This window comes from Azospirillum picis (assembly GCF_017876115.1).
Taxonomy (GTDB): domain Bacteria; phylum Pseudomonadota; class Alphaproteobacteria; order Azospirillales; family Azospirillaceae; genus Azospirillum; species Azospirillum picis.
Map to the genome: position 1 here is coordinate 395,411 of NZ_JAGINO010000001.1, position 26,614 is coordinate 422,024.

Sequence of the window (26,614 nt, forward strand, 5' to 3'; positions counted from 1 at the left end):
CGTGTGGAGAGGGGGTGGAACCCGCATCCGGCAGCGGCGCGGCGGAGGCGAACGTGGTCGGGGGGATCGGAGTGGGGGAGATGATTCGGCGGGCCGGCCGGCGCCTGGGCACCGCCCTGCTGCTTGCGCTGCTGGCGGCCCCGGCGTTGGCCCCGGCGGCCCATGCCGAGGACGGCGAGACGCTGGACCGCATCCGCAGCCGGGGCGTCCTGGTCTGCGGGCTGCGCAGCGGGGTCAGCGGCATTTCCTTCACCGACCCGCAGGGACATCTCGACGGCTTCCTGGCCGACGTTTGCCGGGCTCTGGCGGCGGCGACGCTGGGCAGCGCCCAGGCGATCCGCGTCGTCCGCCTGCCCGACAAGCCGCAGGAGTTCGAGGCGGTGGAGAAGCACGAGGTCGACATCGCGCTGACCACCACCACCTGGACCTTCAGCCGCGACCTGTCCCACGACGTGGAGTTCCTGCTGCCGCTGCTCTACGACGGCCAGGGCTTCGCCATCCTCGCCGACGGCACGCCGCCACCGCTCGACCGGCTGGGGCCGCAGACGGTCTGCGTCAAGACAGCCACCACCACCGTCCGCAACCTGGAGGACCATATCCGGCAGGCCGACCGTCCCTGGACCCTGCGGACCTTCAAGACCTTCGACGAGGCGCTCCAGGCCTTCCTCGCCCACGAATGCGGGCTGCTGACCACAGACCGCACCGTTCTGGTCACCTCGCTGGCGGGCTACCGCAGGGCGGGGCTGGGGATCCACATCTATCCCGACGTCATCTCGCGCGAGCCGCTCACGCCCTACATCGTCCGCGGCGACCGCAACTGGTACGACATCACCCGCTGGATCCTCCACGCCCTGATCCTGGCGGACGCCCGCGGCCTTGCCGCCGCCGACATCCGCGCCGGCCGCATCCCCGACGACCCGGAACTCCAGGCCATGCTGGGCCATGCCGGCAGCGCGGCCCGCATGCTCGGCCTGCCCGACGACTGGGCGGTGCAGGCGCTGGCCCAGGTCGGGAATTACGGCGAGATCTTCGACCGCAATCTCGCGATTCCCTACGGGATGGACCGCGGGTTGAACAGACCGTGGACGCAGGGCGGCATGCTGTACGCGCCGCCCTTCCGCTGACCCAGGCCCGCCCGCCCCGTCCGGGCCTGGGTCAGCCCGCCAGCGCCGCCGGTGCCGCCGCGAAGGAGCCCAGCTTGGACATTTCCTTGCGGAAGCCGGCAAGCCCGGCGTCGCGCTCGTCGAAGCGGACGTGGATGGCGCCGTCGCTGACCGCCTGGACCACGATTTCGACCTGGGCGTCGAAGCCGTCCGGACGCAGCTTGGCGGTATGGCCCGCCGCCATCAAGGCCATCTGCGGCGGCTGGGGCACCAGGATCTTGGCCCCGTCCAGCGACAGGTCGGCGATGCGGACGCGCCATTCCCCTTGCGCGGTCCTCAGCCGGGCGGCGTGATCCAGCGCGCGGCGCGGGCTGCTGCGGCGGTCGGCCTCGTCCGTCGAGGTCCGCACCACCCGCACCAGCGTGCTGCGCAGCGCCGCGATGCTGTGCGCCACCTCGTCCGACCCCCGCCTGACATGGGCGGCCTGCGTCCCGGTCAGGTCCGCCTCGTGCGACACCGCCGCGATGCTGACCGACATCTCATGGGCCGCCCTGGAGGTCTCGACCACGTTGCGGCTGATTTCCTGGGTGGCCGCCGCCTGCTCCTCCATCGCCGCGGCGACGGCGCTGGTGACCTGGTCGATCTCGCCGATGGTGCTGCCGATCCGGCCGACCGCGCTGACGGCCGTGCCGGTCACCGCCTGCACCTCGGCGATCAGGCGGGTGATCTCCTCGGTGGAACGGGCGGTCTGGTTGGCGAGGGACTTGACCTCGCCAGCCACCACCGCGAACCCCTTGCCGGCCTCGCCGGCACGGGCGGCCTCGATGGTGGCGTTCAGCGCCAGCAGGTTGGTCTGGTTGGCGATGTCGTCGATCAGCCTGACCACGTCGCCGATCCGTTTCACCGCCTCGGACAGCGACGTGATCGTCTCCTGGCTCTCCTGGCTCGCGGTGACCGCCCGGCGGGTCACCGAGCTGGAATGCGCAATCTGCGCCGAAATCTCGCGGATCGATGCGGCCAGCTCCTCGGTCGCCGCCGCCACGGTCTGGGCGTTGGACAGCGCCTGCTCGGCCGCGGCGGCGACGGTCTGGGCATTGCCGCTGACGCGCTCGGCCGCTCCGGCCATGTCGTCGGCGTCCGCCGCCATCCCGCTCATGCGCCTGGCCACCTCCTCGACCGCCTGGCTCGCCTCCTGCTCCACGGTGGCCGCCATGCTCAGCATGGCGGCGGCACGCTCCTCCTCGGTCTGGCGCTGCCGTTCGCTGCGCTCCTGCACGGCATAGCCCAGCTTGGCCTGGACCGCGCTCAGGGTCGAGCGCAGGCGCCGGAACTCGGCGATGCCGGAGACGGGATTCCGTGCCTGGAGGTCGCCGCGCGCGATGGCCTCCAGTTGCTCCTCGACCAGCGCCAGCGGACGGCGGATGCTGCGCAGGACCAGATAGCCGGCGCCGAGGGCGAACAGGATGCCGCACAGCATCAGGCCGATGGCCGCCGGTGCCGGGATGTCGACGCCGAACAGCTCCTCGCCCGACAGACCGACCATCACCAGGACCAGCACCGCGAAGGCCGCGGCCAGGCGCCCGGTGATGCTCAGCGCCCAGGTCCGCAAGGCGACCCCGACCCCCTGGCGGATGATGTCGCCGTCGGACAGCGTGTAGCCGTGCGCGGCGCCCGACCGGAAGGCCGCGTAGATCCGTTCCGCCTCGGCCACGGCCTCGCGCGCCGGCTTGGAACGGATGGAGATGAAGCCGGTGATCCTGCCGCCTTCGGTGATGGGGGTGACGTTGGCTTTCACCCAGTAATGGTCGCCGGTCTTTGTCCGGTTCTTGACATGGCCTTCCCAGGCCCGGCCGCTCCTGACCGTCGCCCACAGGTCGGCGAACGCCTCCTTGGGCATGTGGGGATGCCGGACGATGTTGTGGGCGGCACCCATCAGCTCTTCCCGCGAGAAGCCGCTGATGTCGACGAAGGCCTGGTTCACGAAGGTGATGCGGCCGCCGGCGTCGGTGCGCGAGACGAGAAGCTGGTCATCGAGCAGTTCGATTTCCCGGTCGGTGACCGGTCCGTTGTCACGCATTGCCCAACCCCGCAAGTAAGAACAACCGATGGCGGAATGCCCGTAAAGGCCAGACGCAATTTCGATGCCGCGTCCTGTCCCTGGAAAAGCCGGGGAGCGGCAGGAGGGCGGCAGACGGTTTCAGGATTGCGGAATAAAACGTAATTTTAGGTAAATTAGCGCTGGGCAATCTGCGCCTGGTTCGCAGGGCGCGAAGCAAAATGCGAGTCATCGGATGGGAAGGCTGCCAAGGCGGCACTCCGGCGGCCCCTCCCCCTTCCCGTCCGCGGCGGCCAGGAACCTGCCGGCCGATGGCCGGTTGAACCAGCACGCACGCCCGGCCCCGTTCCACAGGACATCGCCGGCACCGCCTGGCGCCGCGGCGCCGGAAGCCTCCGGCCCACCCCTTCACGCATCCTCCGCACGGAGACGGACATGACCCCCGAAGACACCTCCCGGCGCACTGTCGTCGGCGGCATCGCGACCGGCCTCGTCGCAGCCATCGGCTCCCCGGCCTTCGCGCAGCAGGACGGCGCCCGGTCCGCCGGTGCCGGATCGGGCCAGGGAGCGGCCCACGGAGCGGCAACGGGAGCGGCTGCCGGGCCAGCCACCACGCCGCCGCTCACTCGGAATCCGGTGACGGAATATCCCAAGCCGCCCTTTCCCCGCCAGGAACAGGAATGGCCGGGGCTGGCGAGCCGGATGGACCCGCGGCCCGACCACGGGGAAACCAGCTACCGGGGATCGGGACGGCTGGCCGGGCGCAAGGCGCTGATCACCGGCGGCGATTCCGGCATCGGCCGGGCGGCGGCGATCGCCTTCGCCCGCGAGGGCGCCGACGTGGCCTTCAACTACCTGCCGGCCGAGGAGCCGGACGCGAGGGAGGTGGTCGAGCTCATCCGGGCCGAGGGGCGCAAGGCTGTGCCGCTTCCCGGCGACATCCGCGACGAGGCCTTCTGCGGCAGGCTGGTCGCCGACGCCGTCCGCGAGCTCGGCGGCCTCGACATCCTCGTCAACAACGCCGCCAAGCAACACACCGTCGCCAGGCTCACCGACCTGACCACCGAACAGTTCGACCAGACCTTCAAGACCAACGTCTATGCGATGTTCTGGATCACCAAGGCGGCGTTGCCGCACCTGGGCGCCGGCGCCACCATCATCAACACCAGTTCGGTCAACGCCTACGACCCCTCGGAAACGCTGCTGGACTATGCGGCGACCAAGGCGGCGATCATGAACTTCACGAAGGGACTGGCAAAGCAGCTCGCCAAGGACGGCATCCGCGTCAACGCGGTGGCGCCCGGCCCCTTCTGGACCCCGCTCCAGCCCAGCGGCGGCCAGCCGCCGGAGAAGCTGGTCGATTTCGGCGGGGATTCGCCAATGGGGCGGCCCGGCCAGCCGGCGGAGCTGGCCCCGGTCTACGTGCTTCTCGCCTCGCAGGACTCCAGCTATGCGACGGGACAGGTCTACGGCGCGGTCGGCGGGCGCGGCGGCCCCTGAGGACGCTCCCTGGGGGCCGGCCGGCGGACGCAGGCGGGGACCGGCCCGCCGCTATTTCGCCAGCGCCACGCCCAGATGCCGTTCCAGCAGCGCCGCATCGGCCTTCGCGGTCCCGGCCGGCCCGGAATGCACCACGCGGCCGCGGTCGAGGAAGACCACGCGGTCGGCGAAGTCCAGCGCGCGGTCGACCTGCTGCTCGACCAGCAGCACGGTCATCTCCAGCCGCGACAGCGCCGCCATCAGCGTGTCGCAGACGACCGGGGCCAGCCCCTCCAGCGGCTCGTCGAGCAGCAGCGCCGTCGGCCTGCCGAGCAGCGCGCGGGCGACCGACAGCATCTGCTGCTCGCCGCCCGACAGCTCGCCGCCGCCGTTGCGCCGCCGCTCACCCAGGCGGGGGAACAGCTCGTAGGCCTCCTCCAGGGCGCGGCGCGGGCGGCCCTTCAGCCCGGCGCCGAGGTTCTCCTCCACCGTCAGCGACTTGAAGATGTCGCGGGTCTGCGGGACATAGCCCAGCCCGGCGGCGGCCCGCGCCGACGATGACAGGCCGCCCAGCTCCACGCCGCCCAGCCGGATGCTGCCGCCATGGCGGGTGGTCTGGCCGACCAGCGTGGCGAGCGTCGTCGTCTTGCCGACGCCGTTGCGCCCCAACAGGGCCAGCCGCCCGCCGGCGGGGATGGTGAAGGACACGCCGTCCAGGATCTGCGTCCTGCCGTAGCCGGCATGCAGGTCCGAAACCTCCAGCGCCCCGGCCGGTTCAGCGGGCATCGGCACGACTCCCCAGATAGACCTCGCGGACCTGCGGATCGGCGGCGATCTCCGCGGCGGTGCCGCTGCACAGCAGCCGGCCCTGGGCCAGCACCACGATCGAGCTGGCGAAGCGGAAGACCAGATCCATGTCGTGCTCGATCATCAGCACCGCCAGATCCGTCGGCAGCCGGTCGATGGCGTCGAGGATGCGCTGGCTTTCCGCATGCGGCACCCCGGCCGCCGGCTCGTCCAGGATCAGCACCTTCGGTTTCATCGCCACCGCCAGCGCGATCTCCAGCAGCCGCTGCTGACCGTAGGGGAGCGAGCCGACGGCGGTGCTCGCCACCGCGCCCAGGCCCATGGCATCCAGCAGCTCCGCCACCTCGCCGGCCAGCCCGGCGACCCTGGCAACGCTGGCGAACAGGCGGAAGGTGCGGCGGTCGCGCTGGAGGACGGCCAGTTCCAGATGCTCGCGCACCGTCATCGATCGGAACAGCCGTGCCACCTGGAAGGAGCGGATCAGGCCGAGCCGCACCCGCTCGGCCGCCGGCAGGCCGGTCACGTCGCGGCCGGCCAGCCGGATGGTGCCGGCACTGGGCGGGATCACCCCGGTGACCAGGTTGACGAAGGTGGTCTTGCCGGCGCCGTTCGGACCGATCAGGGCGCAGCGGTCGCCCGCCCTCAGCGTCAGGGAGATGTCGGAGGCCACCTGGAGCCCGCCGAAATTCCGGCTCAGCCCCTCGACCTCCAGCAGCGCGGCCCCGCTCATGCGCGGCCTCCGTCACGTCCGGGCCGCGCCAGCGCCGAAAGCAGCGCCGACAGGCGGCCGGCACCGGACGCGATGCCGCCCGGAAGGAACAGGACGATGCCGATCAGGAACAGGCCGATGAAGCCCATCCAGTGGAACGGGTCGCTGGAGGCCAGGATGTGATGGATGCCCATGAAGACGGCGGTGCCGATCACCGCGCCGTACAGCCGGCCGGTTCCGCCCAGCACCAGCATGACCAGCGCCTCCGCCGACCAGGGGAAGCCGGCGCTGTCCAGGCCGACGATGCCGCTGGTCACCGCGGTTAGGGCGCCGGCCACCCCGGCGAAGACGCCGGCCACGGCATAGAGCGCCACCAGATAGGATTTCGGCGAGCCGCCGAGCGCCGAGACGCGCAGCGGATCCTCCTTCACGCCGCGGCAGGCGAGCCCGAAGGGAGAGCGCACGATCCGCCGCGCCACCATCAGCGCCACCACCAGCACCGCCAGCGCGAACAGGAAGGCGGTGCGGCCGTAGAGGTCGAAGCGGAACAGCCCGAGCACCGGCGCCGGGTCGATCCCCGACAGCCCGTCGCTGCCGCCGGTCCAGTCGCGCGCCTTGTTGGCGATCTCCTGCACGATCTGCCCGACCGCGATGGTCAGCATCAGCAGGGTCAGGCCGTGGGCATGCAGGATCAGGGCGCCGGTCACCAGGGCAATCAGCCCGCCGGCCAGGCCGCCGACCGCCAGCAGCGCGAAGGGATCGGAGATCCAGTTCACCGCCGCGATCCCGGCGGCATAGGCGCCGGTGCCGTACATCGCCGCCTGCCCCAGCGTGGCGATGCCGCCGTAGCCGAGCACGAGGTCGAGCGACAGCACGAACAGCGCCGAGGCGGCGATGCGCGTCAGCAGGGCAAGATCGTCCGGCAGCAGCCAGAAGGCGGCGAGCCCCGCTACCGCCACCAGGGGAATGCCGATCCAGCCGAGATCGCGGCGGGCGGCGGGCGGCGGGTGGGCGCCGGCCACGCCGGTCCGGGAAGCGGTCCGCCCGGCCATGGTCATGCCGTCCTCCCTTTGAAGAAGCCGTACGGCCAGCGGAACAGGATCAGGATCAGGGCGGCATAGAAGAAGAATTCGCCGAAGCTGGGGATCAGGTACTTGCCGGCGGTGTCGACGATGCCGAGTGCCAGCGCCGCCGCGGCGGAGCCGAAGATGCTGCCCGCCCCGCCGACGGCGACCACTGCCAGGAACAGCACGATGTAGCGGATGGCGTAGTAGGGCTCCAGCGGCAGCAGCTCGGCCCCCAGCACGCCGCCCAGCGCCGCCAGGCCGCTGCCGAGCGCGAAGGTCGCCAGATAGAGCCGCTCGGTGCGGATGCCGAGCGCGGCGGCCATCGCCGGATCGTCGACGGCGGCGCGCAGCCGGATGCCGAAGTCGGTGCGCTCCAGCAGCCACCACAGGGCCAGCAGCGTCAGGCCGCCGGCGACGATCACGAAGGCACGGTGGGCCGGGATCGCCTTCGACCCGATCTGCACCGTGCCGGTCAGCAGTTCGGGCAGCGGGATGCGCTTCAGGGTCGGGCCGAACAGGTAGTTGATGCCGGCGACGATCACGAAGGTCAGGCCGATGGTCAGCAGGACCTGCGCCAGCTCGTTGGCGGAGCCGTAGATGCGGCGGTAGAGCAGCCGCTCCAGCGGCAGCGTCGCCAGCACCGTCAGCACCACCGCCACCGGCAGCGCCGCCGCATAGGGCAGTCCCGCCCCCTGCGCGGCGTAGGAGGCGATGTACCCCCCGACCATGGCGAAGGCGCCATGCGCCAGGTTGACCACCCGCATCAGGCCCAGCGTCACCGACAGGCCGACGGAGATGATGAAGAGGATCATGCCGTAGGCGACGCCGTCGACGGCGATTCCGAACATCGTTTCCATGCGTTGCGCCTGCCTCGGTCCTTCCCTGCCGGTCCCGGTGTACACCATCCTCCGCCACCGCGGCACCATCGGGTGCCCACGGCCCGGCGCCGCCCGGCCCACCGGATGAGGGGAGGGTTCCCGGCCGCCATCCCCGCGGCGGCGGGGCCGGCGTCAGGTACTCCCGATCGAACGGCCGACCGGCGGAGGGAGACCCACGCGGAGCATGGTAACCAGGACCCTTATTTCCCGACCTTGTACCCGTAGTCGGGCTGCTTCTCGAAGGCGACCTTCTCGACATTCTCCAATTTGCCGTCGACCTTCTCCACCGTGCGCAGGTAGATGGTCTGGGTGACGTGGCGGCTTTGCGGGTCGATGGTCAGCGGGCCGCGCGGGCTCTCCCAGCTCATCCCCTTCACCGAATCGACCGCCTTGGCGCCGTCGGACTTGCCGCCGGTGTTCTTGATCATCTGGTAGATGACATGCACGCCGTCATAGGCGCCGACCGAGGAGAAGGTGACGCTGTCGGTGGAGCCGAACATCTCCTTGTGCTTGGCCAGGAAGGTCTTGTTCAGCGCCGAGTCATGCGCGCGGCTGTAGTTGAAGCTGGTGGTGATGCCCAGTGCCGCGTCGCCCAGCGTCGGCAGATCCGGCTCTTGCGTCAGGTCGCCGGGTCCGAAGAACTTGATGCCGGCGTCCTTCAACCCGTTGTCGGCGAATGCCTTGGCGAAGGCGAGCGTCGTCGGCCCGGCCGGCAGGAAGGCATAGATGGCCTCCGCGCCGGAATCCCTGATGCGCTGCATGAAGGGGGCGAAGTCGGTCGACTTCAGCGGCATGCGGATGGTGTCGACCACCGTGCCGCCGTTCTTCTCGAAGGTGGTCTTGAAGGCCGTCTCGCCGTCGATGCCGGGACCGTAGTCGCTGACCGCGCTCACCACCTTCCTGATCCCCTGCTTGGCCATGTGTTCGGCCAGAGGCACCGTATTCTGCCACAGCGTGAAGGAGGTGCGGACGTAGCGCGGCGACTTCTCGGTGATGGCCGAGGTCGCGGCGTTGAAGATCACGCAGGGGATGTTCGCCTCGTCGATCAGCGGGGCCACGGCCAGCGCATCGGGCGTGAAGTAGTAGCCGGCGAGATAGCCAACCTTCTCCTTGACGATCAGCTCCTGCGACAGCGCCTTGGACTGGGCCGGGTTGGCCTGGTCGAGGTCCTTGTAGATGAATACGACCGTATCGTCGCCGACCTTGTCGCCGTGCTGCGCCTGATAGACCTCGATCGCCTCCTTGAAGGTCTTGCCGACCAGCGCGAAGGGACCGGAGAAGGGCGCCACGACGCCGACCTTGATGGTCGCCGCCGCGGCCGGACCGGCCAGCGGGCCAAGCAGCGGACCTGCTGCGGCCATCAGCAGGCCGAACGCCGTTCCCAGCAGCGCGGTGCGCAGAGTGCTCGTCATTGTCCCTCCCAGATGCGATCTTGGACATGCCGGGGCCGCGGCCCGGTCGTTCGCCTGTTCCGCAAACCGTACTGAGGGAGCGGCGAACCGTCAAGTTCGATATATGGATCAAAGTTCGATAATCGCACAAAATGGTTGTGGTCTCTAAACCCTGGGCCGGCCTGCCTTTTCCAGAACCATGGATGGCCGGATGCAGGAAAAGGTGCTTGTTGCGGCGCAATAAGGGCGGTTAACGCCCTAATGGCATCATTTCCGCCCTTGACACCCCGGCGCAGCCACCGCCACTCTGTTCGCGACACTGATGATGGTGCGTTCCCCGCACGGCCGGGAGGTGACATGGCGAAGATCACGCCATTGCGCGAGGCGGTGGCGAGCCTCGTGCGCGACGGCGACACGGTCGCCCTGGAGGGCTTCACCCATCTCATTCCCCACGCCGCCGGGCACGAGATCATCCGGCAGGGCCGCCGCGACCTCACCCTGGTCCGCATGACGCCCGACCTGATCTACGACCAGATGATCGGCATGGGGTGCGCGGCGAAGATGGTCTTCTCCTGGGGCGGCAATCCCGGCGTCGGCTCGCTGCACCGCTTCCGGGACGCGGTGGAACAGGGCTGGCCGCGGGACCTCGCCATCGAGGAGCACAGCCATGCCGGCATGGCGAACGCCTATGTGGCCGGCGCCTCGGGCCTGCCGCTGGCGCTGCTGCGCGGCTACACCGGCTCCGACCTGCCGAAGGTCAACCCGAACATCCGTTTCATCGACTGCCCCTTCAGCGGCGAGCGGCTGGCCGCCATCCCCTCGGTGCGCCCCGACGTGACGGTGATCCACGCCCAGAAGGCCGACCGCCGCGGCAACGTCCTGCTGTGGGGCATCCTCGGCGTGCAGAAGGAGGCGGCGCTCGCCGCCAGGCGCGGCGCCATCGTGACGGTGGAGGAGGTCGTCGAGGATCTGCAGGCGCCGCCGAACGCCTGCGTGCTGCCGGGCTGGGCGCTCGCCGCCGTCTGCCCGGTGCCGGGCGGCGCCTACCCTTCCTACGCCCAGGGCTATTACGAGCGCGACAACCGCTTCTACATCGCCTGGGACCGGGTCGCCCGTTCGCGCGAGGCGTTCCGCGACTGGATGCGGCGCCATGTCCTGGACACCGACGACTTCGCCGGCTTCCGCCGCGTGCTTGCCGAAAGCATGAGGGAGGCCGCATGACGCCCGGCGTCACCGCGACCGAGATCATGACGGTGGCGGCCAGCCGCCTGCTGAAGGACGGCACCGTCTGCTTCGTGGGCATCGGCCTGCCCTCGGCCGCCGCCAACCTGGCGCGGCTGACCCACGCGCCCGAGGTGGTGCTGATCTATGAATCCGGGCCGATCGGCGCCAAGCCGGCGGTGCTGCCGCTGTCGATCGGCGACGGCGAACTGGCGCTCACCGCCGACACCGTGGTCGGCACGCCGGAGATTTTCCGCTATTGGCTGCAGGGCGGCCGCATCGACGTCGGTTTCCTCGGCGCCGCCCAGATCGACCGCTTCGCCAACATCAACACGACGGTGATCGGTTCCTACGACGAGCCCTCGGTGCGGCTGCCCGGCGCCGGCGGCGCGCCGGAGATCGCCTCCCAGGCCAAGGAGGTGTTCATCGTCCTGAAGCAGAGCCCGAAGGCCTTCGTCGCCACCCTGCCCTTCGTCACCTCGGCCGGCCATCTGGACGGCGGCGACGCGCGGGCCAGGGCCGGCATCCCCGGCGCCGGCCCGACCGCGGTGATCACCGACCTCGGCATCCTCACCCCCGACCCGGTGAGCCGGGAACTGGCGCTCACCGGCATCCACCCCGGCGTGACGGTGGAGCAGGTGAAGCGGGCCACCGGCTGGGACCTGAAAATCTCGCCGGACCTGACGACGACGGACTTGCCGGACGCCGCGACGCTGGCGGCCCTGCGCGACCTCCAGGCCCGCACCGCCGCCGCCCACGGCACCGCCCCCGACAGCACTCCCGGCACCACCCCCATCACCACCCCCATCACCACCCAAGGCCGGGCCGGCGGCGGGGCCAGCGGCAGGGAAGGATAGGACCATGCCCTTCATCGAAGCCGCCGGCATCACCCAGCATTACGAGCTGAGCGGCCCCGCTGATGCGCCGGTGCTGCTGTTCGCCAATTCGATCGGCACCAGCTTCCACATCTGGGACGCCGTCGTTCCGCGTCTGCGGCAGCGCTACCGCATCCTGCGCTACGACATGCGCGGCCACGGGTTGACCCAGGTCACGCCGGTGGTCGGGGGGGCCGGCTACAGCATGGACCTGCTGGCCGGCGATGCCGCCGGGCTGCTCGACGCGCTCGGCATCGCGCGTGCCCATGTCTGCGGCCTTTCGATCGGCGGCATGATGGCCCAGCGCCTCGCCGTCAGGGAGCCCGGCCGGGTGCAGGGGCTGGTGCTGTGCGACACCGCCGGCCTGATCGGCCCGCCATCGGTGTGGACCGACCGCATCGCCGCGATCCGCGCCCGCGGCATGGCGGCGATCGCCGACGGGGTGATGGCCCGCTGGTTCACCGCCGCCTTCCGTGACGGCCGGCCCGACCAGATCCGCGGCTACACCGCGATGCTGGCCCGCACGGCGGAGGACGGCTATGTCGGCTGCGCCATGGCGATCCGCGACGCCGACCTGCGTGCCGATGCCGCGGCCATCGCCGCCCCGACCCTGGTGATCTGCGGCGAGGAGGACGTGGCCACGCCGCCGGATCTGTCCCGCGCGCTGGCCGCCGCCATTCCCGGCGCCCGCCTCGCCCTGCTGCCGGGGGCCGCCCACCTCCCCGGCGTCGAGAAGCCGGCGGAACTGGCCGCGCTGATCGACGGCTTCCTGGGCGGCATCCCTGCGGAGCCCCGGTGATGGAGGACGACATGCAGGACAGGGACCTCTACGACCGCGGGCTGGCGGTGCGCCGCTCCGTGCTGGGCGATGCCCATGTCGACCGCTCGCTGGACCGTGCCGGCGCATTCGACCGCGACTTCCAGGAGTTCATCACCAAGACCGCCTGGGGCCAGATCTGGACGCGGCCGGGCCTGGACGTGAAGACGCGCAGCATGCTGACCATCGCCATGCTGGCGGCGCTGGGCCGGGACGGCGAGCTGGCGCTGCACATCCGCGCCACCCGCAACACCGGCGTCAGCCGCGACGAGGTGAAGGAGATCCTGCTGCAGGCCGCCGTCTATGCCGGGGTGCCGGCGGCGAACCACGCCATGGCGCTGGCCCGCGCGGTTTACGAAGAGATGGACGGCGAAGCGGCGAAGGGGTGAGGAGACCATGACCGGGGCCATCCACGCCGACCCGCTGCTCGACCCGCTCTTCACCACCGAGGCGGCGGCCGCAGCCTTCTCGCCGGCGGCGAGGCTGCAGGGGATGCTGGACTTCGAGGCGGCCCTGGCGCGGGCGGAGGCGGCGGAGGGGGTGATCCCGGCCGGCGCCGTGCCGGCCATCGCCGCCGCCTGCCGGGCGGAGCTCTACGATGCCGGCGCGCTGGGGGCGGAGGCGGCGCTGGCCGGCAACCCCGCCATCCCGATGGTCCGCCACCTGACAGGCAAGGTGCAGGAGACCGACGCGGAGGCCGCGCGCTTCGTCCACTGGGGAGCCACCAGCCAGGACGCCATGGACAGCGGGCTGATGCTGCAGCTCCGCCGCTTCCTCGACGGGCTCGACGGCGACCTGGCCGGCCTCGCCGACGGGCTGGCCGACCTGGCGGAGCGCCACCGCGGCACGCCGATGGTCGCCCGGACCTGGCTGCAGCACGCGCTGCCGACCAGCTTCGGGCTGAAGGCCGCCGGCTGGCTCGACGCCCTGAACCGCGACCGCCGGCGGCTGGCGGCGGCGCGCGGGCAGCTCGCCCTCCAGTTCGGCGGGGCGGCGGGGACGCTGGCGGCGCTGGGCGACCGGGGGCCGGCGGTGGCGGCGGCGCTCGCCGCCGGGCTCGGCCTTCCCCTCCCCGCCCTGCCCTGGCACGCCAGCCGCGACCGCGTCGCCGGCCTGGCGGCGGCGTTGGGCATCCTGGCCGGCACGCTGGGCACGCTCGGGCGCGACGTCTCGCTGATGATGCAGATGGAGGTGGGCGAAGCCTTCGAACCCGCCGCCCCCGGCCGCGGCGGCTCCTCCACCATGCCGCACAAGCGCAATCCCGTGTCCTGCGCGGTGCTGCTGTCCTGCGCCATCCGCGCGCCGGCGCTGGTCGGCGGGCTGCTGGCCGCCCAGGTGCAGGAGCATGAGCGCGGGCTGGGCGGCTGGCATGCCGAATGGCAGGCGCTGCCCGACCTCTGCCGCCTGGTCGCCGGCGCCGCCCGCCATGGCCGCGACACCATCGCCGGCCTGACCGTCGATGCGGTGCGCATGCGCGCCAATCTCGACCTGACCCGCGGCCTGATCCTGGCCGAGGCGGTGACCATGGCGCTCGGCGAGCGCATGGGCCGGCTGGCCGCCCATTCCCGCATCGGCGAGGCGAGCCGCCGTGCCGCCGCCGACGCCCGCCCGCTGCGCGACGTGCTGGCGGAGGATGCCGGGGTGGTGGAGGCGCTGGGCCGGGAGGGACTAGACCGGCTGTTCGACCCGCTCGGCTACACCGGCGCCGCCGGGCACTTCATCGACCGCGTGCTGGCCGATCACAGGCAAGCCGGCCACAGGCCGGCCGGCGATCGGCGGGATGCGGACGGGACGGGCTGAAAAAGGCCGGCAAGGACGAGGCGCGCGGCAGGCCGCGCACTGGAAACGGACCAAGGCCAACCCCCAACGGAGGCATCCCCGAGATGGACAGCGTCGTTCACGAGGCGGAGGGCGATTTCGGCCCACGCGACTGGGCGCAGCACCCGCCCTTCCTGTCGCCGCTCTACAAGTCGACGGTGCTGCGCTCCCCGAGCAAGCCGCTGATCCCGATGAAGCAGTGCCTGTCGGTGCGGACCGGCCCGGTGTTCGGCCACGACAGCCTCGATCCGCTGGACGACGACCTGACCAGGAACGGCCGCGTCAACGGCGAGCCGGTCGGCGAGCGCATCATCGTCACCGGGCGGGTGCTCGACGAGAGCGGCCGGCCGGTGCCGCACACCCTGCTGGAGATCTGGCAGGCCAACGCCTGCGGCCGCTACGTCCACCGCGGGGACCAGCACGACGCGCCGCTCGACCCCAACTTCTTCGGGGCCGGCCGCTGCATGACCGACGCCGACGGTCGCTACCGCTTCACCACGGTCAAGCCCGGCGCCTATCCCTGGGGCAACCACCACAACGCCTGGCGCCCGGCCCACATCCATTTCTCGCTGTTCGGGCCGTCCTTCCTGACCCGGCTGGTCACCCAGATGTATTTCCCGGGCGATCCGCTGCTGCCGCTCGACCCGATCTACAACGGCGTGCCGGAGGGGGCGCGCGAGCTGCTGGTCTCGCGCTTCGCCATCGAGGTGACCGAGCCGCTGTGGGCGCTCGGCTACGAGTTCGACATCGTCCTGCGCGGACGCCAAGCCACGCCGATGGAAGGGTGAACGCCATGAGCCAGACGCTGAAACAGACCCCGTCCCAGACCGTCGGCCCCTATTTCGCCTATGCCTGGACACCGGAACGGTATGGCCGCCGGCCGCTGGCGACCAACCGGCTGGCCGCCGACCTTCTGTCGGCCGGCGGGCCGCCGGGCGAGCCTATCCGGATCGAGGGCATCGTCCGCGACGGCGAGGGCGCACCGATCCGCGACTGCGTGGTGGAGATCTGGCAGGCGCGCACCGACGGCACCCACGCCCCCGGCGCCGCCGGCTTCGGCCGCTGCGGCACCGACGACCAGGGCCGCTATGCCTTCGACACGGTGAAGCCGGGCACCTGCGGCGACGACCACGCCCCGCACATCGCGGTGACGGTGTTCGCCCGCGGCATGCTGAGCCACGTCTTCACCCGCCTGCATTTCTCCGACGAGGCGGCGGCCAATGCGGAGGATCCGGTGCTGGCGACCGTCCCGGCCGACCGCCGCGACACCCTGATCGCCCGGCGCGGCGAAACGCCGGGCAGCGTGGTCTACCGCTTCGACATCCGTCTCCAGGGCGAGGGGGAGACCGTCTTCTTCGACTGCTGAGCGGGAGAATCGCCGGCTTCGTTGCCCCCTCCCTGTCACCCCTGCCGGATCGTCGCGACGAAACGCTGGACCTCCTGGCGCAGTTGCACCGATTGCTGGGACAGCGCGTCGGCCGCGGTGCGCGCCTGGGAGGCCATGCCGCCGGTCTCGCCGGCGGCGCGGGTGACGCCGTCGATGTTGGTCGACACCTCGCGGGTGCCGGTGGCCGCCTGCTGGACGTTGCGGCTGATCTCGCGGGTCGCGGCCCCCTGCTCTTCCGCGGCGGCGGCGACGGCGGTGACCGTCTCGCTGATGCCGAGGATGGTCCGGCCGATCGACTGGATGGCTCCGACGGCGTTGCCGCTGACCGCCTGCATCTCGGCGATCTGGGCGGCGATCTCCTCCGTCGCCTTGGCGGTCTGGTTGGCGAGGTTCTTCACCTCGCTCGCCACCACGGCGAAGCCCTTGCCGGCTTCGCCGGCGCGGGCCGCCTCGATGGTGGCGTTGAGCGCCAGCAGGTTGGTCTGGCCGGCGATCGACTGGATCAGGTTGACCACGTCGCCGATCTTCTGCGCGGCCTCGGCCAGCCCGGCGACGGTGCCGTTGGTCCTCTCGACCTCGCCCACCGCATTCTCCGCCATCCGCGACGAGGCGGCGATGCGCTGGTTGATCTCCTCGATGGAATGCGCCAGTTCCTCCGCCGCGGCGGCAACCGTCTGGACGTTGCCGCTGGCGATGTCGGCGGCGCTGGCGACGGCGGATGCCTGGGCGTTGGTCTGCGCCGCGATCGCCGACAGGCCTTCCGAATCGACACGGATCTGCTCCGCCTGCCGGGTCACGCTGGCCACGACGTCGCCGACCGAGCCCTCGAAGCGGTCGGCCAGGCGGGCCAGTTCCTGCCTGCGCTCCCCGGCGGCGCGCTGCTCGTCCAGGCGGCGCTGCTCCTCCATCTCGGCGACGCGGCCGGCATTCTCCTTGAAAAGCTGGAGCGCCTTGTTGATGGCGCCGATCTCGTCGGCGCGGTCGCGGTCGGCGACCTCGACCATCCTGTTGCCGGCGGTCAGGGCCTGGACCGTGGCGATGATCCGGCGCAACGGCTGGCCGATCACCAGACGGCTGGTCAGCCACAGCGCCAGCAGCAGGCCGGTAATCAGCAGCACGGCGCCCACGACGATGAAGGTGCGCAGCTCCCGTTTCGGCACCTCGACCTGATTGATCGGCAGGTTGACCAGGATCGACCAGGGCGTGCCGGTGTTGCCGACGACGACCGGCCTGAAGAGCTGCTTCACCTCGGTCTTCAGGCTGGCCGACACCGAGAAGTGGGCATAGGGCCTGCCGTCGCGGATGGCGGGCATCGCCTCCTTCAGGCGGTCGTTGGTCTGGAGGATCGGCTTGCCGAGATGGTCGGGGTTGCTGTAGGCCGCCCAGGCGCCGCCGTTGGAGATCAGGAAGACCGACCCGGTGGTGAAGGGCTTGGCCGACTTCAGTTCGTTCCAGATGTCGTCGGTGGCGATGTCCACGCCGGCGACGCCGATGACCGTGCCGCCGTCCATGATCGGGACCGCCAGCGATACCATCAGGATGGACTTGCCGGCGACGGCATAGAGGTAGGGCTCGACGATCACTTCCTTGCCGGTGCGCTTGGCCTGCTGGTAGTAGAGCCCGTCCTTCCCGGCATCGTCGTAGCCGACCAGCGCCTCGAGCTGGATCTTGCCGCCGCCGCGGTTCCAATAGGGAATGAAGCGCCCGCTGGCGTCGCTGCCGGGGGTGTTGGCGAAGGCGGCGTCGTTGCCGTCCAGCGCGTTCGGCTCCATGCCGATCCAGACGCCGATCAGGCCGGGGTTGGCCTCCAGCAGGCCCTTCAGCCAGTCGCCGAGCTTGCCGCGGTCGACGACGCCGCTCCGCTTCAGGCTGAGCAGGGTGGTCCCCATCATCCGGCTGATGTCCAGGGCGTCGTTCAGCCGGCGCTCGACGGTCGCCGCATGGTACTTGCCCAACTCCTCCCCGACCTGGAAGGACAGCGTGTCGGTGTCCGCCCCGCTCTTGACGGAAATCACCACCGACCCGGCTCCCAGCGCGACCACCAGGACCAGCCCGATCGCCAGCATCAGCTTGGTCACCAAAGGCAACGTCTTGAACATCGGTACTCTCCGCGGCACGTCCGGACAGGGAAACGGCAATCCCCGCGGACTTTCTCGCAATTATATTAAATTGAAGTAAATTGTCCGACGGTCTATCGGCAAAGCTGACAGATGCGGGGCGCAATTTTTGCAAACGAGACAAGTTCATTCCCATGGACGCCGACGGAGCGGCCCTTGCCGCCGGCCCGCCAAGCCATTTGTTTGCATGCAGAATATGCGCCGCACAGCGCCGCCCCGAACCCGGCAATCCGGAAAGAAAAAAGGGGGCGGGCCGGTCTTCCCGGCCCGCCCCCTTCTCTCCACAGGGAAAGCGCGTCGCTGCGGTTACTTGCGGACTTCGGCGATGGCCGCCTGCAGGTCCTTCAGCACGTCGGCACCGCCGTCGGCGGCGTACTTGTCGAAGGCCGGCTTGACCATCGCGCGCATGCGGTTCAGCTCGTCGGGACCCAGCTCGTTGATCTGCATGCCCTTCTCCTTCAGGTAGGCCACGCTCTCGGCCGAGGCGGCGCGGCTGTCCTTGCGCTCGAAGTCGCGCGAGGCGACGGCGGCCTCCTGCAGGATCTTCTTCTCGTCCGCCGACAGGCCGTCGTACCAGCGCTTGCTGGCCAGCATGATCCACGGGCTGTAGACGTGGCGGGAAATGGTCAGGTACTTCTGCACCTCGTAGAACTTGGACGACTGGATGGTGGTCACCGGGTTCTCCTGGCCGTCGACCGTGCCGGTTTCCAGCGCGGTGAACAGCTCGGAGAAGGCCAGCGGCACCGCGTTGGCGCCGAAGCCGTTGAACATGTCGATGTAGACCGGGTTCTGCATCACGCGCAGCTTGATGCCGCTCATGTCCTCGACCTTGGTGATCGGGCGCTTGCTGTTGGTCAGGTTGCGGAAGCCGTTCTCCCAGTAGACCAGCCCGACCAGCCCCTTGTCGTTCAGCGACTTCAGCAGCTTCTCGCCGAAGGGACCGTCGAGGACGGCGTCGGCCTCCTTCTCGTTGTTGAACAGGAAGGGCAGGTCGTAGACGCCGAAATCCTTGACGATGCCGACCAGCGTGGCGGTCGAGCCGACCATCATCTCCTGCGCGCCGCCGATCAGGGCGTTCTGCATCTGGATGTCGCTGCCCAGGCTGGCGTCGCCGAAGCCCTTGGCCTTGAACTTGCCGCCGGTGCGCTTGGAGAGTTCCTCGACGAAGAACTTCACGGCGCGGCCCTGGTTGCTGTTCTCCGACAGGCCATAGCCGAAGCGGATGATGCGCGGCTTGATGTCCTGGGCGGCGGCGCCGGTCGCGGCGGCGACCGGGGCCAGCAGGGCGGCGGCGAGGCCGGTGGCCAGCAGCAGTTTGCGGAACATGGTGTCCTTCTCCCCTTTGGGCGTTTCGTTTGGGTTTTGTCGGGAACGGTCAGCGGAACAGGTGCAGCGGTGCGGTGACGATCTCCGGCACGGCGATCAGCAGGCCCACCAGCACGATGTAGGTCAGCAGGAAGGGCCAGATGCCCCTGGTGGCGCTTTCCAGCGAGATGCGGGCGACGCCGCACACCACGTTCAGCACCGTGCAGACCGGCGGATGGATCAGGCCGAGCGTGCCGATCAGCACGAACATCACGCCGAAATAGGTCGGGTCGATGCCGGCCTTGATCGCCAGCGGCGTCAGCACCGGCCCCAGCACCAGGATGGTCGGGGTCAGGTCCATCACCGTGCCGACCGCCAGCAGCAGGAAGGCGATCGCCAGCATCAGCAGCTTGGGATGGCTCATCAGCGGGGCCAGCAGCTCGGTCATCTGCTGCGGCAGGTCGGCCAGCGTCACCATGTAGGACGAAACCAGCGCCGCGGCGCACAGGAACATGACGGTGGCGGTGGTGCGCGCCGCCTGGACCAGCAGCGGCACGATCTGCGGCAGGGTCACCTGGCGGTAGACGAACAGCGCCACGAACAGCGAGTAGACGGCGGCGACCACCGCGGCCTCGGTCGGCGTGAAGATGCCGCCGCGCAGGCCGCCGATGATGATCACCGGCAGGGCCAGCGCCCAGACGCCGTCGCCCAGCGCCTTCAGCCGCTCGCCCCCGCTCGCCTTCGGCTGCAGCTTCACCGTCATGTCGCGGACGACGAACATCCAGGCGCCGATGAGGCCGAGGCCCATCAGCAGGCCGGGGACGATGCCGGCCATGAACAGCGAGCTGATCGAGGTGTTGGTGGTCACGCCGAAGATGATGAAGGGCATGCTGGGCGGGATGATCGGGGCGATGATGCCGCCCGAGGCGATCAGCCCGGCGGAGCGCGGCACCGGATAGCCGTGGTCGCGCATCATCGGGATCAGCAGCGTGGCGAGTGCGGCGGTGTCGGCGATGGCCGAGCCGGACAGGCTGGCCAGCATCACCGAGGCGCCGATGGTGACGTATCCCAGCCCGCCCTTGATGTGGCCGACCAGGCTGACCGCCAGGTTGATGATGCGCTGCGAGATGCCGCCGGCGTTCATCAGCTCGCCGGCCAGGATGAAGAAGGGCACCGCCATCAGCGGGTAGTTGTCGGCGCCGCTCAGCATGTTCTGGGCGACGAGCTGGGCGTCGAAGAAGTCGAGGTGGACCATCAGCGCGACGCCGGTCAGCATCAGCGCGAAGGCGATGGGCATGCCGAGCAGCATGAAGCCGAACAGCGAGCCCAGGAAGATGGTGAGCGTCATGGCGGCGTCTCCGTCCGCAGAAGTCTTGGTCTGGGCTCAGTGCTTGGCGACCGCCGCGCCGGCCGAACGGCCAGCGGGAGCGGGGGATGGGGAGGGCGGCGCCACGGCGGGTCCATGCGACTCCGGATGGTCCATCATCGTGTCGGGGTCGCCGGGGATCCGGGCGCCGGGCTGGCCGGTGACGATCCGCCACAGGTTGGCCAGCACGGTCAGCGCCATGGCGATGGCCGGGAAGAAGCCGGCGGCGGCATAGAAGGCCATGGGGAAGCGCAGCACGGTGGAGAAGGTCTCCATCCCGATCAGCAGTTGCTGCCAGCTTCCCTCGACGAACAGCCACAGGGCGTAGAGCATCAGCAGATGCGCCAGGACGGCGCAGGCGCGCCGCGCCTTGGCCGGCAGGCGGCTCTGCAGGATCTCCAGCCCCAGGTGGCGCTGGTGGCGCAGGGCCACGGTGGCGCCGAGGAACACCAGCCAGACGAACATCAGCCGGGCGATCTCCTCCGCCGCGACGATGCCGCTGTTGAAGACGTAGCGCAGGACGACGTTGCCGAAGACCAGCGCGACCATGACCGCCAGCATCAGCGCCATGATCCATTCGGTGATCCGCTCCAGCAGATCCGCCACGCGTTTCATGCTTCCTCCCCGGCGGCACCGCCGCCAATCTGCTGTTTCTTGCCACGCAGGCGGGCGACGGCGTCGGCGACGATGGTTTCGGCCGGCAGGGTCACCTCGTAGGACAGGGCCTGCTCGTCCGGGCCCGGCGGCTCCAGGTCGGCGAACTGGCTGTCGACCAGCGCCGTCGGCATGAAGTGGGCGGTCCGCGCCGTCATGCGCGAGGCGATCAGCGCCTTGTCGCCATGCAGGTGCAGGAACACCACGCGCCGGCAGTCGCCGCGCAGCCGGTCGCGGTAGCGCCGCTTCAGCGCCGAGCAGGCGACCACGAGGCTGCCGCCGCCGCGGTCGGCCTCGGCGATGAAGCCGGCAAGCGTGCCCAGCCAGCCGTCGCGGTCGCCGTCGGTCAGCGGGATGCCCGCCGACATCTTCTCGATGTTGGCCGCCGGATGATGGGCGTCGCCCTCGACGAAGCCGCAGCCCAGCGCCTCGGCCAGCCGCCGCCCGACGCTGGACTTGCCGCAGCCGGCAACCCCCATCACCACGACGATCGGCGGCTCCTGCGCCGCGGGGGTTCCGGGGATCGGGACGGCGGCGGACGGCAATCCGGAGGAGGGCGCGACCCGGGGACCTTTCATGAGCCTGTGCTTTCCGTGGCGGGCATGGCGCCCGCGAGGGCCCACCCGCTCAAAAAGTTATGTTAGCGCTATCATCACCCTGCCGCCATGGCGTCCGGGACTTGGAAGCCGAACGGCGTGAATGACGACCGAGGCGAGATGGCGCTACTGTTAGCGCTAACCTTGACCGGCGTAAAGCATTTTGTTTGACTGGCTGACGAACGGGGCGGCGGCCGGTTTTCCGCGCCTGCTTCCGGGTCCGGCACCCCCCTTCCTTGTGGGGGCTTGCCGGCCGCCTTGCGCAACGCTAATCAGCCTCGCGGCCCGGCGCCTCGTCCGGCACCGGCCGCAATCGGAAGGACGGGCACCCAGTGACGACGAACGGCGGCGATCGGACGGATCCCTCGGCAACATCCCCGGCGACCGGCCCGGAGGCGGCCATGCCGGCGAAGACGCTGGAGGAGACCGTGGCGAAGACGTTGGCGAAGACGCGCAAGCCGCGCTCCTCCCGCACCGGGCGGGCCACCATGGCCGACGTCGCCGAGCGGGCCGGGGTGAGCGCCATCACCGTGTCGCGCGCCTTCAAGCGGCCGGAACTGGTGGCGCCGGAACTGCGGCAGCGCATCCTCGACACCGCGCAGTCGATGGGCTACGTGCCCAACCAGGCGGCGAGCGCCCTTGCCTCCGCCCGCTCGATGACGGTGGCGGTGCTGATCCCGTCGATGACCAACATGGTGTTCGTCGAGACACTGGCGGGCATCCACGACCTGCTGCTGCCGCGCGGCTACCAGGTGCTGATCGGCGTCTCCCACTATGCCCCGCTGGAGGAGGAGCGGCTGATCCGCACCTACCTGCAGTTCCAGCCCGACGGCATCCTCCTGACCGGCACCGACCACACCGAGGTGACCCGGACCTATCTGGCCGCCCTGCGCAGCCCGACCGTCCACATGATGGAGCTGCTGGACGATCCCGACTGCCTCAGCGTCGGCTGCTCGCAGGAGGAAGGCGGACGGCTGATGACCACCCACCTGCTGGAGCGCGGCTACCGCCGCATCGGCTTCGTCGCGGTGCAGCTCGACCCCCGCACAATGGCGCGGCTCGACGGCTACCGGCAGACGCTGGAGGAGGCCGGGCTCTATGACGAGGCGCGGGTGTGGCGCCTGCCCGACCCGTCCTCCATCCATCTCGGCGCCGCGATGATCGACCGCATGATGGCCGAGGGGAGCGATTGCGACGCGGTGTTCTTCTGCAACGACGACCTGGCGCAGGGCGCGCTGTTCCAGTGCCAGCGCCGCGGCATCCGCGTGCCCGACCAGCTCGCGGTCGCCGGCTTCAACGACCTGCCGGCCTCGGCCTGGACCACCCCCACCCTGACCACGGTGGCGACCCCGCGCTACGCCATCGGCCGCCATGCCGCCGCCATGCTGCTCGACCTGATGGAGGGCCGCGAGCCCGCCCAGCGGCGCGCCGACCTGGGGCTGACCTTCATCGCGCGGGAAAGCACCTGATGGGGCGGGCGCCCGGGCGCCAACCGTCCGGTGCCGGTGCCGGGACAGGCTGCCCCGCATTGACAAGGCGGCCTGCAGATCATTACATCTTTACAAGTAGTCGGCGCCACGCGTCATCGGCGAGCAGATTGGAGCAGCGGAATGGGATCGAGGGAAAACGGCGCCGCGGCCCCGGAGGCTTGCGATGTGGCGATCGAGGAGGACCGCGCCGGCCCGCGGCTCCCCCGCACGCGCCAGACGCCGCTCGTCACCCAGGTCTACCAGCTCCTGCTTGCCCAGATCAGCGCCGGCGATTTCCGGCCCGACGAGCGGCTGCCTGGCGAGAACGAGCTCGCCGCCCGTTTCCAGGTGTCGCGTCCGGTGGTCCGCGACGCGCTGAAGCGGCTGCGGGACGACGGCCTTATCTATTCCCGCCAGGGTGCCGGCAGCTTCGTCCGCGTGGCGGCGGAGGAAAGCCAGCCGGCGCTGGGGTATGCCCCGGTGGAGACCATCGCCGACATCCAGCGCTGCTACGAGTTCCGGCTGACCATCGAGCCGGACCATGCCTATCACGCCGCCCTGCGCTGGAACGACGCCGCGCTGGACAGGATCGCGGCGGCGCTCGCCCTCATGGGCGATGCGACCCGCGCCCACCGCCATCGCGAGGATGCCGACTACGCCTTCCACACCGCGATCGCCGAGGCGACGAACAACCACTATTACATGTCGTCGATGCAGGCGCTGAAGGACCACATCTCCGTCGGCATGAAGTTCCATGGGGTGTCGCTGATGGGACCCAGTTCGGGCCTGTCGGGCGTGTATGAGGAGCATCGCGGCATCTTCGACGCCATCCGGGAGCGCGACGGCGAAACTGCCCGCTCGCGGATGCGCCGCCATCTGGAAGGGTCGCGCGACCGTGTCTTCGAGGGCCGGGCCCTGGATCTTTCCCTGTAGGCCGCCCCGGCGCGGCTGCCTCTCCAGCCGGCGCCTCCCGCTTTCCCCGTTCCGCCCCCCCGCAGCCGCCACCGGCTCGCGGGGGTTCGTGCTTTTGGTGCCCTGCCGCGAACATGTAAACATGTGATGGGCGGAAGCGGCATGCATGCGGCTTATCTTCCGCCTACAAGATTACAACATATTGACATCTCCGCAGCGCTGTGATGAAGTGAGGCATCGTCGGGGGCGACGGGAGCGCCCGGCTGCGGATCGTCGCTTTGCGATGGCCACGGCTTGCAAATATGGGGACCACCCATGGACAGCATGGTTCCACAGACCGGATCGCCGGGCGGCAGCCGGACGTCGGACGGATCACCGGCCTCGCGCCGTCCCTACCTGATCGCCGACGACCTGACGGGAGCGCTCGACACCGCCGCCCAGTTCGCCGCCATCCGGTCCGCGCCCGGCCCGATTCCCGTTTACTGGCGAACCCCGCCGCACGCCGCCCTGCCGGCCGGCGTCGCCATCGACAGCGGCACGCGCGAAGCGACGCGGGACGAGGCGCGCCGCCGGGTGGCCGCCATCGCCGCCGCCATCGTCGCCGGGGTGCCGAGCACCGCCGGCGCGCTGCTGTACGCCAAGCTCGACAGCCTGCTCCGCGGCCACGCCGGGGCGGAGATCGCCGCCTGGACGGCGGCCACCGCCGCCGACCACGTCATCGTGGCGCCGGCCTTCCCCTATCAGGGCCGCGTCACGCGCGGCGGCATCCAGTTCGCCCGTGGGAGCGACGGGCGCAGTTGGACGCCCGCGGCCGGCGACCTGCGCGCGGACCTGGAACGGGAGGGCCGGCGCGTCCAGCTCCGCTCCGCCGGCGAGGCGGTTCCGGCCGGCATCAGCCTGTGGGATGCCGAGACGGACGCCGATCTCGACGCCATCGCCGCGGCGGGGCTTGCGCTGGGCGGCCGGGTCCTGTGGTGCGGCAGCAGCGGGCTGGCCGGCGCCCTGGCCCGGCGGATGGGCGGCGGCGGCGACGCCGCTCCACCGTGGCTGCCGCCCTCTCCCCTGCGGCCCGTCCTGGGGCTGTTCGGCACCAACCATCCGGCGATGGCGGCCCAGCTCGCCGCCTGCCAGGAGCATGTGCTGACGCTGCCCGACGGCGGCCCGGCCGCCGCCACGGTGCTGGCCCGGCGGCTGGACCAGGCCGGGATCGCCCTCGCCACCCTCGGCCTGCCCGACGGGCTCACCCGTGCCGACGCGGCGCTGCGGATCGAGCGGGAATTCGCCCGGCTGGTCCGCCGGCTCGATCCGCCCGGCACGCTGCTGGTGGCGGGCGGTGAAACCCTGCGCGGCCTGTGCTTGGCGCTGGAGGCCGAGCGGCTCGACCTCGACGGCCATGTCTGGCCAGGCGTGCCCTGCTCCGTCCTGCGCGGCGGGCGCTTCGACGGGGTCCGCGTCATTTCCAAATCGGGCGCGTTCGGCGACCCGGCGCTGCTGCGCCGGCTGCTCGCGCCGGGTGCGCCGCCTCATCAGGGAGAACAAGCATGACACCGCATCTGGCCATCACCATGGGCGATCCGGCCGGCGTCGGGCCGGAGATCATCGTGAAGGCCTGCGCGCGTCTGAAGGACCGGCTGGCCGACGGCTCGCTGCGCCTGCTGGTCATCGGTAGCAACCCGGCCCTCCATGCCGCACGCAACGCGCTGGGCAGCGACCTGGAATTCCCGGAGGTCACCGACATCGGCGGCGCGTGGCCGGCGCTGGCCTGCCTCCAGGCAGGCCCGGAGGGCGAACCGATCCGTCCCGGCGTGCTGTCGGTCGACGGCGGCCGCTTCGCCTATCTGGCGGTCGAGCGCGCGGTGCGGCTGGCCGAGGCGGGCCGCATCCACGGCATCGTCACGGCGCCCCTGAACAAGGAGGCGATGAACAAGGCCGGCTATCACTTCGCCGGGCACACCGACCTGCTGGCGGAGCTGACCGGTGCCCGTGGGTCGGTGATGATGCTGGCCCACGGCAACATGCGGGTCAGCCACGTCACCACCCACATCGCGCTGGAGGACGTGCCGAAGAAGCTGACGCCGGAACGGCTGCGCTACGTCATCGACCGCACCGACGAGACGCTGGCCGGGCTCGGCCTGCCGCGCCGCCGCATCGCCATCGCCGCGCTGAACCCGCATGCCGGCGAAGGCGGGCTGTTCGGCCGCCAGGACATCGAGGTGACCGAGCCGGTGGTCCGCCAATGCGTCGCCGACGGGCTGGACGTGGTCGGCCCGGTGCCCGGCGACACCATCTTCGTCAAGCTGCGCGCCGGCCAGTACGATGCGGTGGTCGCCATGTACCACGACCAGGGGCACATCCCGGTCAAGCTGCTGGGCTTCAACGTCAATCCGGAAACCGGCACCTGGGATGCGCTGAGCGGCGTCAACATCACGCTCGGCCTGCCGATCATCCGCACCTCCGTCGACCACGGCACAGCCTTCGACATCGCCGGCAAGGGCATCGCCAACGAACTGAGCCTGATCGAGGCCATCGATTACGCCGAGAAGCTGGCCGCCGCCCGCGTGCGCGTCGCCGCCTGAGGAGCCGATCC

At 70.7% G+C, this 26,614-nt stretch carries 24 protein-coding genes; 13 read left to right on the top strand and 11 right to left on the bottom strand.

Annotated elements, in window-relative coordinates:
• The first annotated feature begins 14 nt into the window (after positions 1–14).
• Positions 15–1,124, top strand: a complete 1,110-nt coding sequence (locus J2850_RS01790) for an amino acid ABC transporter substrate-binding protein (RefSeq protein ID WP_307353643.1) — start codon at positions 15–17, stop codon at positions 1,122–1,124.
• Between the two features lie 31 nt (positions 1,125–1,155).
• On the opposite strand, the gene J2850_RS01795 is transcribed toward J2850_RS01790, so the two are convergent.
• A complete protein-coding gene (locus tag J2850_RS01795) occupies positions 1,156–3,180 on the bottom strand; it encodes a methyl-accepting chemotaxis protein (RefSeq protein WP_209978146.1) in 2,025 nt (674 codons plus the stop codon).
• Between the two features lie 414 nt (positions 3,181–3,594).
• Here J2850_RS01795 and J2850_RS01800 point away from each other — a divergent pair, with 414 nt between their 5' ends.
• Entirely contained in the window at positions 3,595–4,659 is a 1,065-nt protein-coding gene (locus J2850_RS01800) for an SDR family oxidoreductase (protein WP_209978148.1), read from the top strand.
• Positions 4,660–4,710: 51 nt separating this feature from the next.
• Here J2850_RS01800 and J2850_RS01805 read toward each other — a convergent pair whose 3' ends face one another.
• From J2850_RS01805 to J2850_RS01825, 5 genes are all read right to left on the bottom strand, one after another.
• Positions 4,711–5,424 carry an ABC transporter ATP-binding protein gene (locus tag J2850_RS01805; RefSeq protein ID WP_209978150.1) on the bottom strand — a complete coding sequence of 238 codons (714 nt, stop codon included), beginning with the start codon at positions 5,422–5,424 and terminating at the stop codon, positions 4,711–4,713.
• On the bottom strand, positions 5,414–6,175 hold the full coding sequence (locus tag J2850_RS01810) for an ABC transporter ATP-binding protein (protein WP_209978152.1): 762 nt from the start codon (positions 6,173–6,175) through the stop codon (positions 5,414–5,416). Before J2850_RS01810 ends, J2850_RS01805 begins: the two co-directional genes overlap by 11 nt.
• On the bottom strand, positions 6,172–7,212 hold the full coding sequence (locus J2850_RS01815; protein WP_209978154.1) for a branched-chain amino acid ABC transporter permease: 1,041 nt from the start codon (positions 7,210–7,212) through the stop codon (positions 6,172–6,174). The genes J2850_RS01810 and J2850_RS01815 overlap by 4 nt, the downstream gene beginning before the upstream one ends.
• Positions 7,209–8,078, bottom strand: a complete 870-nt coding sequence (locus J2850_RS01820; protein WP_209978156.1) for a branched-chain amino acid ABC transporter permease — start codon at positions 8,076–8,078, stop codon at positions 7,209–7,211. Before J2850_RS01820 ends, J2850_RS01815 begins: the two co-directional genes overlap by 4 nt.
• 221 nt (positions 8,079–8,299) lie before the next feature.
• Positions 8,300–9,511 (bottom strand): ABC transporter substrate-binding protein, encoded by a 1,212-nt coding sequence (locus J2850_RS01825; RefSeq protein ID WP_209978158.1) that lies wholly within the window; start codon positions 9,509–9,511, stop codon positions 8,300–8,302.
• A 336-nt stretch (positions 9,512–9,847) separates the two neighbouring features.
• On the opposite strand from J2850_RS01825, the gene J2850_RS01830 reads away from it, so the two are divergent.
• The 7 genes from J2850_RS01830 to pcaG all read left to right on the top strand — a co-directional run bounded on the left by J2850_RS01830 (position 9,848) and on the right by pcaG (position 15,587).
• Positions 9,848–10,711 (top strand): CoA transferase subunit A, encoded by an 864-nt coding sequence (locus tag J2850_RS01830; protein WP_209978160.1) that lies wholly within the window; start codon positions 9,848–9,850, stop codon positions 10,709–10,711.
• Entirely contained in the window at positions 10,708–11,568 is an 861-nt protein-coding gene (locus tag J2850_RS01835) for a CoA-transferase subunit beta (RefSeq protein ID WP_246512692.1), read from the top strand. The genes J2850_RS01830 and J2850_RS01835 overlap by 4 nt, the downstream gene beginning before the upstream one ends.
• Before the next feature lie 4 nt (positions 11,569–11,572).
• Positions 11,573–12,385: a 3-oxoadipate enol-lactonase gene (gene pcaD, locus J2850_RS01840; protein ID WP_209978162.1), complete on the top strand. Its 813-nt coding sequence runs from the start codon at positions 11,573–11,575 to the stop codon at positions 12,383–12,385.
• Positions 12,386–12,396: 11 nt separating this feature from the next.
• The gene (gene pcaC / locus J2850_RS01845; RefSeq protein WP_209978165.1) at positions 12,397–12,792 is read left to right on the top strand and encodes a 4-carboxymuconolactone decarboxylase; all 396 of its coding nucleotides are present in this window, start codon (positions 12,397–12,399) and stop codon (positions 12,790–12,792) included.
• 7 nt (positions 12,793–12,799) lie between these two features.
• Entirely contained in the window at positions 12,800–14,203 is a 1,404-nt protein-coding gene (locus J2850_RS01850) for a 3-carboxy-cis,cis-muconate cycloisomerase (protein ID WP_209978167.1), read from the top strand.
• 83 nt (positions 14,204–14,286) lie between these two features.
• Positions 14,287–15,009 carry a protocatechuate 3,4-dioxygenase subunit beta gene (gene pcaH / locus J2850_RS01855; RefSeq protein WP_209978169.1) on the top strand — a complete coding sequence of 241 codons (723 nt, stop codon included), beginning with the start codon at positions 14,287–14,289 and terminating at the stop codon, positions 15,007–15,009.
• A gap of 5 nt (positions 15,010–15,014) precedes the next feature.
• Entirely contained in the window at positions 15,015–15,587 is a 573-nt protein-coding gene (gene pcaG, locus J2850_RS01860; protein ID WP_209978171.1) for a protocatechuate 3,4-dioxygenase subunit alpha, read from the top strand.
• A gap of 35 nt (positions 15,588–15,622) precedes the next feature.
• On the opposite strand, the gene J2850_RS01865 is transcribed toward pcaG, so the two are convergent.
• The 5 genes from J2850_RS01865 to J2850_RS01885 all read right to left on the bottom strand — a co-directional run bounded on the left by J2850_RS01865 (position 15,623) and on the right by J2850_RS01885 (position 21,628).
• Positions 15,623–17,707 carry a methyl-accepting chemotaxis protein gene (locus tag J2850_RS01865; RefSeq protein ID WP_209978173.1) on the bottom strand — a complete coding sequence of 695 codons (2,085 nt, stop codon included), beginning with the start codon at positions 17,705–17,707 and terminating at the stop codon, positions 15,623–15,625.
• 324 nt (positions 17,708–18,031) lie between these two features.
• The gene (locus tag J2850_RS01870; RefSeq protein WP_209978175.1) at positions 18,032–19,051 is read right to left on the bottom strand and encodes a TRAP transporter substrate-binding protein; all 1,020 of its coding nucleotides are present in this window, start codon (positions 19,049–19,051) and stop codon (positions 18,032–18,034) included.
• Positions 19,052–19,100: 49 nt separating this feature from the next.
• Complete coding sequence (locus J2850_RS01875) at positions 19,101–20,378, bottom strand: TRAP transporter large permease (protein WP_209978177.1); 1,278 nt, start codon at positions 20,376–20,378, stop codon at positions 19,101–19,103.
• 36 nt (positions 20,379–20,414) lie between these two features.
• On the bottom strand, positions 20,415–21,011 hold the full coding sequence (locus tag J2850_RS01880) for a TRAP transporter small permease (protein WP_209978179.1): 597 nt from the start codon (positions 21,009–21,011) through the stop codon (positions 20,415–20,417).
• On the bottom strand, positions 21,008–21,628 hold the full coding sequence (locus tag J2850_RS01885) for a gluconokinase (RefSeq protein ID WP_209978181.1): 621 nt from the start codon (positions 21,626–21,628) through the stop codon (positions 21,008–21,010). The genes J2850_RS01880 and J2850_RS01885 overlap by 4 nt, the downstream gene beginning before the upstream one ends.
• Before the next feature lie 419 nt (positions 21,629–22,047).
• Between J2850_RS01885 and gntR the strand changes: the two genes are divergently transcribed.
• The 4 genes from gntR (at position 22,048) to pdxA (ending at position 26,603) form a co-directional block, all read left to right on the top strand.
• Entirely contained in the window at positions 22,048–23,115 is a 1,068-nt protein-coding gene (gene gntR / locus J2850_RS01890; protein ID WP_209978183.1) for an HTH-type transcriptional regulator GntR, read from the top strand.
• 141 nt (positions 23,116–23,256) lie between these two features.
• A complete protein-coding gene (locus J2850_RS01895) occupies positions 23,257–24,048 on the top strand; it encodes a FadR/GntR family transcriptional regulator (protein WP_209978185.1) in 792 nt (263 codons plus the stop codon).
• A gap of 294 nt (positions 24,049–24,342) precedes the next feature.
• Positions 24,343–25,572, top strand: a complete 1,230-nt coding sequence (locus tag J2850_RS01900; protein ID WP_246512694.1) for a four-carbon acid sugar kinase family protein — start codon at positions 24,343–24,345, stop codon at positions 25,570–25,572.
• A complete protein-coding gene (pdxA, locus tag J2850_RS01905; protein WP_209978187.1) occupies positions 25,569–26,603 on the top strand; it encodes a 4-hydroxythreonine-4-phosphate dehydrogenase PdxA in 1,035 nt (344 codons plus the stop codon). The genes J2850_RS01900 and pdxA overlap by 4 nt, the downstream gene beginning before the upstream one ends.
• The last annotated feature ends 11 nt before the right edge of the window (positions 26,604–26,614 follow it).